This is a genomic window from Pseudomonas sp. CGJS7 (genome assembly GCF_036961695.1).
Map to the genome: position 1 here is coordinate 26627 of NZ_JBAMDI010000119.1, position 8691 is coordinate 35317.

At 68.6% G+C, this 8691-nt stretch carries 10 protein-coding genes; 2 read left to right on the forward strand and 8 right to left on the reverse strand.

The window, feature by feature from the left end; translation table 11 throughout:
- Window positions 1-45 precede the first annotated feature (45 nt).
- The 7 genes from V7787_RS42020 to V7787_RS42050 form a co-directional block, all read right to left on the reverse strand.
- Window positions 46-519: a hypothetical protein gene (locus tag V7787_RS42020; protein ID WP_336093512.1), complete on the reverse strand. Its 474-nt coding sequence runs from the start codon at window positions 517-519 to the stop codon at window positions 46-48.
- Between the two features lie 191 nt (window positions 520-710).
- Window positions 711-1172, reverse strand: coding sequence for a hypothetical protein (locus V7787_RS42025; protein ID WP_336093513.1), 462 nt, complete (start codon window positions 1170-1172; stop codon window positions 711-713).
- A 123-nt stretch (window positions 1173-1295) separates the two neighbouring features.
- Window positions 1296-2024 (reverse strand): HAD family hydrolase, encoded by a 729-nt coding sequence (locus V7787_RS42030; RefSeq protein WP_336093515.1) that lies wholly within the window; start codon window positions 2022-2024, stop codon window positions 1296-1298.
- Window positions 2025-2400: 376 nt separating this feature from the next.
- Window positions 2401-2781 carry a hypothetical protein gene (locus V7787_RS42035; protein WP_336093516.1) on the reverse strand — a complete coding sequence of 127 codons (381 nt, stop codon included), beginning with the start codon at window positions 2779-2781 and terminating at the stop codon, window positions 2401-2403.
- Between the two features lie 407 nt (window positions 2782-3188).
- Window positions 3189-4334, reverse strand: a complete 1146-nt coding sequence (locus tag V7787_RS42040) for a winged helix DNA-binding domain-containing protein (protein WP_336093517.1) — start codon at window positions 4332-4334, stop codon at window positions 3189-3191.
- Window positions 4324-5262, reverse strand: a complete 939-nt coding sequence (locus tag V7787_RS42045) for a TolB family protein (protein WP_336093518.1) — start codon at window positions 5260-5262, stop codon at window positions 4324-4326. Before V7787_RS42045 ends, V7787_RS42040 begins: the two co-directional genes overlap by 11 nt.
- Window positions 5259-5447: a CPXCG motif-containing cysteine-rich protein gene (locus V7787_RS42050; RefSeq protein WP_336093519.1), complete on the reverse strand. Its 189-nt coding sequence runs from the start codon at window positions 5445-5447 to the stop codon at window positions 5259-5261. Before V7787_RS42050 ends, V7787_RS42045 begins: the two co-directional genes overlap by 4 nt.
- Window positions 5448-5726: 279 nt before the next feature.
- Here V7787_RS42050 and V7787_RS42055 point away from each other — a divergent pair, with 279 nt between their 5' ends.
- Both V7787_RS42055 and V7787_RS42060 read left to right on the forward strand, forming a co-directional pair.
- Window positions 5727-6230: a hypothetical protein gene (locus V7787_RS42055; protein WP_336093520.1), complete on the forward strand. Its 504-nt coding sequence runs from the start codon at window positions 5727-5729 to the stop codon at window positions 6228-6230.
- Between the two features lie 237 nt (window positions 6231-6467).
- Window positions 6468-7613, forward strand: coding sequence for a PQQ-dependent sugar dehydrogenase (locus tag V7787_RS42060; protein ID WP_336093521.1), 1146 nt, complete (start codon window positions 6468-6470; stop codon window positions 7611-7613).
- Between the two features lie 131 nt (window positions 7614-7744).
- Here the strand turns inward: V7787_RS42060 and V7787_RS42065 are convergent, their stop codons facing one another.
- Entirely contained in the window at window positions 7745-8539 is a 795-nt protein-coding gene (locus tag V7787_RS42065; RefSeq protein ID WP_336093522.1) for a lytic transglycosylase domain-containing protein, read from the reverse strand.
- Window positions 8540-8691: the final 152 nt, after the last annotated feature.

Below are 8691 nucleotides of genomic sequence, written 5' to 3' on the forward strand. Positions count from 1 at the left end.
CGCCGCGCCGCGTTTAACCGCCAGCCACCGATGCGACGACGCGGTTCAGCGCGAGATGGTGAACTTGCCGAACGCCACGCCCAGATCCCAACCCTGACCGGTGCCGGCCAAGGCCAGCGAGACCTCGCCCTTGGTCATCACCTGCGCCTTGCTCGACTTCACCGCGCCGGCGTGGGCTTCGGCGGTGGCGTAGCTGCCCAGGGTGTCGGCGATGCCGTGCACGCCGGCGAATTCGCCGGTGCCGTGATCGATTCGCGACTTGCCCACGGTCAGGCCGCCGCCCTTGGCGCTGATCTTGACCGACAGGCTCTGGCCGTTGCTGCAATGGATGGTGCCGCGGCCGGAGGAGGTCTTGTAGAACACCGACCAACCGGACATGCTGAATTTCAACTTGCAGGTGATGGTGTCGCGCGCCGAAGCGGCGCCGGGCACGGCGATCGCGGCCAGCAGCAACGCGGCCAGCAAGGCGCGGCGCGGGCGGCGGGACACGGCGGCTGAAGAACGGGAATCGATGCGCATGCGGGGCCTCGCGGATGTGGGCCACGGCCGCCCGGCGCGGCCGCGGAAGGAAGGCAGGCTACCACCACGCGGCGGATTTCCGACCGGCGCGGCTGCCGCGGAAACGGCGACGGCGCCCGAGGCGCCGTCGCAGTGGAGATTTACCTGGCCGCCGCGGGGGCGACGGCGATACCGGGCGCGCCCGGCGCGACTCAATCGTCGTCGTGCCAACGGCCACGGCCATGACCGCGGCCGCGATCGTGACGGTCGTAGTAGCGATTGTCGTAACGACGGTCGTAACGGGCGTCGTAGTACGTGGTCCGGCACTTGCCGTGCTTGTTGCAGTCGCGATCGTAGTAGCGGCGATCGTCGTAGCGGTTGTAGCCGTAGTAGCGCGGCGGCGCCGGACGGTAGCGGTAATCGACGTGGCGCGGGACGTTGCGGTAGTAGGTCGGACGGCCCCAGCGGTCGCGGACCACGATCAAGCGGTCGTTGTAGCCATAGTTGCCGTAGCGGTAGTACGGGGTGTTGTTGCGCACGATCACGTCGGCGATGTCGACGATCACGCGCGCCAACTGGTCGTCGGCACGGGCCGGCGCCGGCACCGCCATCGCGGCCGCGCCGAGACCGGCGGCGAGTACGACGGGTGCGAGCCAGCGGGACAGAACGGTCATGGCGGGTCTCCTGGGACGCCTGCATCGTCGGCAGGCACGCTGCGACTTTGAGCCCGCGACGGTGAACCGATTTTTAATGATTCACGCCATCTTGACGGCGGCGCGCCAAACCGTGGCCGCCGTTCAGTTGGCCGCGACCCGGGCCAGTTCGCGCACCGTGGCCGGCAGATCGGCGGCGCGCTCGACCCGCCGCAGCCGCGGCGCGTCGGCGGCGATCTCGGCTTCGTTCTCGTGCGCCCAGGTGGTGTGGTACGGGACATGGATGCCCCACCCGCCCAGCGCCAGCACCGGCGCGATGTCCGAACGCAGCGAGTTGCCGATCATCACGAACTGCGAGGCCGGCAGCTCGAACTCGCGCAGCAGGCGCGCGTAGGTGTCGATGTCTTTCTCGCTGACGATCTCGATGCGCCGGAACAGATCGGCCAGGCCGCATTGCTTGACCTTGGCCTCCTGATGGAACAGGTCGCCCTTGGTGATCAGCACCACCTCGTACTCGGCCGCGATCTGGGCGACCGCCTCGGGGATGCCGGGCAGGATTTCGACCGGATGGCGCAGCAGATCCTTGCCCAGCTCGACGATGCGGTGCAGATCGGCGGCGCTGATGCGCTCGCCGGTGATCTGGACCGCGGCCTCGATCATCGACAAGGTCATGCCTTTGACGCCGTAGCCGAACACGCCGATGTTGTTCTTCTCGATCTCGTACAGGCGCTCGTGCAGGCGCGAGTCGTGCAGATCGACGTAGGCGCCGACGATGGCCTCGAAATCGGTCTGGGCCTGATCGAAGTAATCCTGGCTGCGCCAGAGGGTGTCGTCGGCGTCGAAGCCGACCATGCGGAGGGGGGAAGTGCTCATGGCGGGGATTATCCCGCATTGCGGCGGTGGGGAGGCGGTGTGGGTTGGCGGCTGCGGAATCCACGGGCTGCGGCGTCCCTCTGCGGCGTCCCTTCATTCCTGCCCGACGCCGTCGTTCCTTAGTCCCGTCATTCCGGCGGAAGCCGGAACCCATTTTGACGTTGTTGTGGCCTTCCGGAGCTTCAAGCAACAGCAAGATCAAAATGGGTTCCGGCTTTCGCCGGAATGACGGGTGAGGGAGGTTTCGACGGAGGCGGTCGCGGCGGTGGTTGCGGCAGCGCAGGCGAACGCCACAAAAAAAGAAGGGCGGCCGAGGCCGCCCTTCGCACAACGCAGGAATACCTGCACCCCAAGGGTGCGGCTGAGGTCAGTTACCTCAGCCGCCCTTCTTGCCGCCGCCGTTGGACTGAACCTTGGCGACGTAATTCTTGTATTCGTCCGGCGTCAGCGAGCCGTTGGCGTCGGCGTCGGCCTGATCGAATACCTGACCCAGGGCCGGCACCGCGGCGGCCTCGGTCTTGCTCAGATTGCCGTCCTTGTCGCCGTCGACATCGGACCAGCTCTTCTTCTGCGGAGCCGCCGCCGGCTGCGCCGCAGTGGCCGCGCCGGCGTCCTGGGCCGCGCTGGCCGGGGTGGCGGCGTCGCCGCTCGGCGGGGCCTGCTCGGCGCTGGATTGAGCGAAGGCGAGCGGCGCGGCCAAGGTGGCGGCCAGAGCCAGAGCAGCGATCAGGGGCTTGCGGGACTTGAAGTTGTTCATGAGTCGGTCTCCTGGAATGGATGTGCTGGGCTGCGCGGTGGCTGGCGCGGGACGGACTCGTTGGAGCCGGCCCGCTGGTCGCGCAGTGGCGCTTACCGCACGGCCCCAACCTTGCCGATCCGCTTCTGAACGAATCGGCGCGCGCGGGTGTTAAAGCTACGTTCGCTTAACCACAGGCCGGCGCGCGCGGGTTAGGCCGCCGTCGGAATGGGCAGCGCGAACACGGCAAAACGTGACCCCGAGCGGCAGTTCGTTAGCGCGGCGTTGGCGCCGATTGGCTGAACCGAACACAACGTTTACGAATCGGCGCGTCAACGCTGTCGCAGCGACAGCGCGCGGATGCGGCCGAGCGATACGCGCATCGCTCTACAGCTATCGTCGGCAGCGACGGCCGCAGCGCGGCGCGATCACGCCGTCGCCGCGGTGAAACCCACCTCGTGCCGGCTCTGCGCCGGCGCGGCCGCACGCAGGCAATCGCGCGCTTCGCGCTCCAGCGCGGCGCGGTCGGCCGCGCGCAAGCGTTTGAACGGCTGCACGCTCACCCAGGCCGTGTCGCCCTGCCGCTCCAGCTTCCAGGTGCCGGCGACGAAACCGTCGATCAACACCGTGGCCGCGACCAACCCATTGCGGGTGAAGATCGCGGCGCGCACCGATTCGTCGAACATCCGCGCGCGCTGCGCATGCGAGAGCAGCACGTTGTCGAACTCCGGCAGCAACCGCGGCGGCGCCGGCGTATCGGGGGCGGGCCGCGGCGCATCGGGCAGATCGAACAACTCGGTGCCGTCTTCGTCGCGGAACACCCGCAGCCGCGGGCGCAGACGTTGCAAATGCTCGCGCATGCCGGTCACGCCGGACCACACCGTCGCATCGCGCGCGCTGGCCGGGCCGAACGCGCCCAGGTAGCGCAGCAACATCGCATCGATGGCCGAAACATCCGGCTCATCTGCGATATCGGCGCCGAGCCAATCGCGCGCGGTGGCGAAGCCGGCCGGTTTGTGCGAATCCCACAACCCGGCCGGCGGCACGTGGACCAAGGCTTCCGCGCTGCGCACCAGCAAGGCCAGTTCCGCCGCGTCGTGTTGCGGCCAGTGCGCGCTCAGCGCTTCGCCCAACGCGGTCGCGGTGAGCGCTTGTCCGCGCAGCGCGGCGACGCCGGCTGCGCGCACTTCGGCCAAGTCCAGACCTTTGAGCGCCTTGGCGTGCCCGGTTTGCAGCGACAGGCGCCGCAGCGTCGGCTGCAGCACCGGGCGCAGGGCGCGGTAGTCGTCGGCGCTGACCAAATGCAAGGTGCCGCGCATCATCGTCGCGCGCACGATCTCGCGCGCTTGCATGGCCTGGCTCAGTTCATCCAGCGCGAAATGCCGCAGGCGCGTCCACAGCCCCAGATACGGCGGATTCGGCGCCTGTGCCTGCAAGCCGATCAACTGCTCGATCATCCGCACCGGCGAACACTCGCTGCGCTCCAGCAGCGATTGCCGCATCAGCAACGCGCGATTGAGCGCGCGCACGCTCAGCGTATCGGCCGCCGCGCCGGAACGCGGCTTAACCGCCATGCGCGGGCCTCGCCGCGACGTGCGGGCATCGCGGCGGCCAATCGGCGTCGCCGCGGCCGTCGCGCCACAGGAACAGCTCGCCGGATTGCGCGTTCTTCAGATCGCGCGCGAACAGCATCGAATGCCCGTCGGGCGACAGCAGCGCGCCGATCTCGCTGCCGTTGACGTTGATCTGCGGCCCCAGCTTCTTGCGCGGCGACCAGCCGCTGGCCGTGCGCGTGCTCTCGTACAGTCCGTCGCCGGCCATCAGCACCATGCGTTTGCCGTCCGCGGACACCAGCGGCTCGTATTCGTCGCCGGGCGTATTGATGTTGGGGCCGAGGTTCTCGACCGTCCACGCGCCGCGCCGATCCTGGCGCGCGCGCCAGATGTCGGTCATGCCCAGGCCGCCGGGGCGGCCGGTGGAACCGAAGTACAACCAGCCGTCCGGCGCCGGGCGCGGAAACCATTCCGCGCCCTTGGAATTCACCGGCTCGGGCAATCGCTGCGGCGTGCGCCAGTGGCCGTCGCGGTCGCGATCCACTCGCCACAGGTCCAGGTCCTTGCGCGGCGCAGTTGCCGATTTCGGCCCGCCGCTGCGCGAAGAGATGAAGTACAGACTGCCGCCATCGGCGCTGAACCACGGATCGGCCTCGACGCCGTTGCCGGCGAACGACGGTTCGACCGGTACCGACCAACCGTCGGCGCCGCAATGGCTCATCAGAATGCGCCAACCGGTGAAGTCCGGACGGCTGCGCACGAAGTACAGATCGCTGTTGCGCGGGTCGAACGCCGGGTGCGATTCGAACTGATCGCTGGCGATGCGCGCGGGGCTCCATGGCTCCACGCTCGCCCGCGCATCGCCGGTCTTGGCCGTGGCGGTGGCGCCGGCCAACAGCGCCGACAACGCGCCCAACGCGGCGATCCGCCGCCGCACCGCGCCGCTCACGCTTCGTCCTCGCCGAACACGTCCACCCGCGGCTCGCCGTCTTCGTCCAGGCCGACCACCACCACGATCGGCTTGCAGCAGACCTGGCAGTCTTCGATGTAACGCTGATCGCCGGCGGAATCGTCGACGATCAATTCGATCGGCTCGCCGCAATACGGGCAATACACTTCGACGCTGGGCAGCATGGCGGACTCCCTCGGCGGACGCGCCGGCGCAGGCAGAATGCGGCGCGTCCGCGGCGGCGTCCAGTGACGTTTTGCATGGCCGGCGACGCTAAACGGCGGCCGCGCACCGGCGGTCGCGGCGCCCGTTCGTCGCCATGTCCGGCGCGATCACCTGGCGCTAACCGACCCAGGCGGAGCCTGATGCCAACACGGCCCGGGCTGGCGCCAGCCGCCGTGCCGGCCCGGTACGAACGGCGTTCCCTCGCGAACGCCCGCGGCGGCCGCGCGCGGAGAGCGACCATGAAAACCCGCCATGTATTCAGCACGCCCGATCTGGCCAGCGCGCAAGCGGCGATGGAGGCCGCGCGCGAAGCCGGCGTGCACGACGACGACATTCTGTTGATCGCGCGTTCGGACATCGAACTGGAATCGATCCCGAACGAGCGCAAGGAAGCCGACACCGACTTGATGCCCGCGGCGCTGCGCGGCGCCGGTTACGGCGGCGCGGCCGGGCTGTTGGCCGGACTGCTGGCGGTGGTGGTGACCCCGATCGGCCTGACCTTGGCCGGCGCTGCGGCCGCCACCGCGGCCGGGGCGATGGTCGGTTGCTGGGCGTCGGCATTGATGGGATCGGCCCTGCCCGATCCGATCCGGCGCAAGTTCGATGCGCATATCCGTCAGGGCCGGATCCTGGTGGTGATCGACGGCGATCGCGAACTGCTCGGCCAGGCCGAAGCGCGGGTGCTGGCCAATGCCGCCGGCGCGGAGATTCTGCCGTTCGATGCGCCCAAGGCCTTGGCTTAGCGCAAGCGCACGCTGCGCGTGATCGCGGTACAGCATCGATGCGGGCGCGTGCTCGGCGCGGTCTCGCCCGCTTACGATTTCCTAGCGCGCAAGCCTCATTGCGCGCGTGATCGCGGTTGAAGATCGCGGGCGGTGCGCGCGCACGCGCCGCGAATTGCCGAGCCGGTCGCAAGAACGGCCGCGGCTTCGATGGCACTCTCGGCCGGCCTCACCCCCATGCCCAGCCGGAGAACCGCAATGAAACGTTCGACGCTCTCCCTGCTCTGCTGCACCGCACTACTGGCCGCGTCCGCCGCGCCGGTGCTGGCGGCGCAGGACGATACGCAAGGCGCCGCCGCGCAAGCGGCCAAAGCCAATCCGTTCAACGCCGCCGAAGTGGCGCGTTTCAACGAACCCTGGGCGATGACTTTCCTGCCCAACGGCCGCCTGCTGGTGACCGAAAAGCGCGGCGCGCTCAAGGTGCTGACCATCGGTTCCAGCGCGCAGACCATCACCGGCGTGCCGGCGGTGGCCTACGGCGGCCAAGGCGGATTGGGCGATGTGATCCTGCATCCGTCGTATGCCACCAACGGTTTGATCTACATCAGCTACGCCGAGAAAGGCAGCGCCAGCGGCACCGCCGGCGCCACGGTCGCGCGGGCCAAGCTCAATCTGACCAGCAGCGGCGGTTCGCTGAGCAATCTGCAGATCATCTGGCGCCAGCCCAAGCTCAGCGGCAGCAATCATTACGGCCATCGCCTGGCGTTCGGCCCGGACCGCAAGCTGTGGATCACCTCCAGCGAGCGGCAGAAGTTCGATCCGGCCCAGGACCTCAACTCGCCGTTGGGCAAGGTGATCCGGCTCAACGACGACGGCAGCGTGCCGACCGACAATCCCTTCTACAGCCGCGGCGGCGTCGCCGCGACGGTGTGGTCGTACGGCCATCGCAATCTGCTCGGCATCGCGTTCGATGCGCAGAACAAATTGTGGATTCACGAGATGGGGCCGAAGGGCGGCGATGAGTTGAACCTGATCGAGCGCGGTTCGAACTACGGCTGGCCGCTGGTCTCGCAGGGCGATCACTACGACGGCACGCCGATCCCGCGCCACAGCACCCGGCCGGATCTCAACGCGCCGGAGGCCTGGTGGAATCCGGTGATCGCGCCGGCCGGCTTCGTGATTTATTCGGGCACGCGCTTCCCGGCGTGGGCCGGCAGCGGTTTGATCGGCGGCTTGGCGTCGCAGGCGCTGGTGCGAGTGAAGTTCAACGGCAATACCGCGGCCGAGGCCGAGCGGTATCCGATGGGCAAGCGCATTCGCGAGGTCGAGCAAGGGCCGAACGGCGATGTGTGGTTGCTGGAGGATGGGACCAATGCGCGGTTGTTGCGGTTGACGCCGATCTGATTGCGCGGGGTGCCCTCACCCCAACCCCTCTCCCGCAAGCGGGAGAGGGGCTTAAAGCAGCGGCGTCGTTGCTCCCTTCTCCCGCTTGCGGGAGAAGGTGCCCGAAGGGCGGATGAGGGCCGCTCTCCGAACTACTGCGCAGCCCGCAACACCGGCTTGCGCGTCCCCATCGCCAACTGATAACGCTGATGCAGCGCCTGCACTTTGGCGATGTATTCCTGAGTTTCACGATAAGGCGGCACCCCGCCATACCGGGTCACCGTCCCGATACCCGCGTTGTACGCCGCAGCCACCAACGTCAAATCGTTGTTGTACCGACGCATCAACGACTTCAAATGCCGCGCCCCGGCGGCGATCGATTCGGCCGAAGAAAACGGATCGGCCACACCGTATTCCTTCGCCGTTTCCGGCATTAACTGCATCACCCCCTGCGCGCCCTTGCTCGACACCGCCTTGGCGTCGAAACCGCTTTCGGCGTGAGCGATCGCGCGCAGCCACGCATCGTCCAGGCCGTTGGCCTTGGCCGCGCTGCGGAATTGCACGGGGAATTTGTCCAGTTGCGGCTTGCCGACCTTGCCCAGGCCCGGATGCGCCGGTTCGCCCGGCGGCGTGTCGACGGTGAAGCCCATCACCCGCACCGAACCGGGCAGCTTGCGCGTGCTGTAGACGGTCTTGCCGTCTTGCTGGCGCTCGTACAGATTGCCGTTGATCACGCCCATCTCGCCCCACAGATTGGGCAGCTTGACCGCGTTGTCGTCGATCTCTTTCGGGGTGCAGCGCGAACCGGGTTCCGGCGCCGTGGCCAGGCTGACGGTGCCGTCGCGCACGCAGCGGTAGACGGTGCGCGCCTGCGCGCTCGCGGCCACGGCGAGCAACGCCAAGGCGGCGGCCAAACGCAGGGCGGGACGGGGCGAACACGGGCTCATGGGGCGCGATTTTAGGCCTGCGCGGGCCCGACACCAGCGCCGAAGGTCAGGCGGGCGCCGCGGCGTTCACGATTGCAGCGGCCGCGTTCAGCTAAGCGGCTGGCGCTTCGCTTGGGGCGATTCTCCCTGTAGGAGCGGCGCGAGCCGCTCCC

Excerpts from the sequence above, each read along its gene's own strand:
- V7787_RS42040 (WP_336093517.1), bottom strand. The coding sequence starts at position 4,334 with ATGGCGGTTAAGCCGCGTTCCGGCGCGGCGGCCGATACGCTGAGCGTG.
- V7787_RS42035 (WP_336093516.1), bottom strand. The coding sequence starts at position 2,781 with ATGAACAACTTCAAGTCCCGCAAGCCCCTGATCGCTGCTCTGGCTCTG.
- V7787_RS42025 (WP_336093513.1), bottom strand. The coding sequence starts at position 1,172 with ATGACCGTTCTGTCCCGCTGGCTCGCACCCGTCGTACTCGCCGCCGGT.
- V7787_RS42055 (WP_336093520.1), top strand. The coding sequence starts at position 5,727 with ATGAAAACCCGCCATGTATTCAGCACGCCCGATCTGGCCAGCGCGCAA.
- V7787_RS42050 (WP_336093519.1), bottom strand. The coding sequence starts at position 5,447 with ATGCTGCCCAGCGTCGAAGTGTATTGCCCGTATTGCGGCGAGCCGATC.
- V7787_RS42060 (WP_336093521.1), top strand. The coding sequence starts at position 6,468 with ATGAAACGTTCGACGCTCTCCCTGCTCTGCTGCACCGCACTACTGGCC.
- V7787_RS42030 (WP_336093515.1), bottom strand. The coding sequence starts at position 2,024 with ATGAGCACTTCCCCCCTCCGCATGGTCGGCTTCGACGCCGACGACACC.
- V7787_RS42020 (WP_336093512.1), bottom strand. The coding sequence starts at position 519 with ATGCGCATCGATTCCCGTTCTTCAGCCGCCGTGTCCCGCCGCCCGCGC.
- V7787_RS42065 (WP_336093522.1), bottom strand. The coding sequence starts at position 8,539 with ATGAGCCCGTGTTCGCCCCGTCCCGCCCTGCGTTTGGCCGCCGCCTTG.